At 74.6% G+C, this 1,027-nt stretch carries 1 protein-coding gene; it reads left to right on the forward strand.

Translation table 11 applies throughout. The features are described from left to right. On the forward strand, positions 1–887 hold an 887-nt coding region (locus G3I40_RS35465), incomplete at its 5' end, for a glycosylhydrolase-like jelly roll fold domain-containing protein (protein ID WP_343245119.1). Positions 888–1,027: the final 140 nt, after the last annotated feature.

The following is a 1,027-nucleotide window of genomic DNA, read 5'->3' on the forward strand; positions in this document are numbered from 1 at the left end:
CGGGAACTGCGGCCGCGACGCTCACTCCGCACACCACCGATGTCCGCGTGCTGCGCCTCGCCCAAGGAGCGGACACGGCGTTCGTCGTCACGAACGAACGCGCCGGAGCCCTGCACACGACGCTGACCGTGCCGGCGAGCGGCACACCGGAGATCTGGGACCCGGACACGGCCCGCGTCGCACCTGCCGGGGCGTGGCGCTCCGCCGCCTTCCCGGGACTGCGGGCCCCGGGCACGGCCGTCGACCTGCGCATCGAGGCCAAGGCCACCCTCGTGGTCGTGGTGCGGGCCGCATCCGGACCTGCTCCGCTGCACGTCACCTCGGCCACCGCGCCGGTGCTGGCCGTCCGCTCCGCCGGGCGGGGCGCCGTGGCCACGGTGGTGGTGGACGGGCCCGGCACCGTCGAGGCGACCGCGCAGGACGGCCGACGGGAGTTGCGGGGCAGTGCCGAGGTCACCGACGCGCTCGATCCCGTCCCGCTCGACGGCGACTGGGGCTTCCGGTTCGACCGGGACGGGGCGTCGCGGCAGGACCGACCGCTCGGCGACTGGTCGGTGGTCGACGCCGCGTTCTCCGGCTCCGCGCTCTACGAGAACAGCGTCGACCTCGACAGGGCAACGCTGTCCGGACGTCGCTGGACGCTGGACCTGGGCGACGTACGCGACGTCGCGGAAGTCACCGTCAACGGCACCGCGGTCGGTACGCGGCTGTGGCAGCCGTACCGCGTCGACGTGACGGAGGCACTGCGCCCCGGACGCAACACCGTCCACGTCCGCGTCACCAACACGGGCGCCAACGGACAGGGCGAGGCCGCCGTCTCCGGGCTGCTTGGCCCCGTCCTGCTGCGCCCCACCCGCACCGTCGAGATACCGCTGTCCTCGGCGTGAACCGCGGGTACACACCCACCCCCGTCACGAGCAAGGGATCACACATGGCAGACCGAACAGCCCAGGGCCCCAGACGCCGCAGCCTCCTCGCCACCGGGGCCGGCGCGGCCGCCTTCGTCGCGCTCGGCGCGTCACCGGCC

Source organism: Streptomyces sp. SID14478 (assembly GCF_010548525.1).
Lineage (GTDB): Bacteria > Actinomycetota > Actinomycetes > Streptomycetales > Streptomycetaceae > Streptomyces.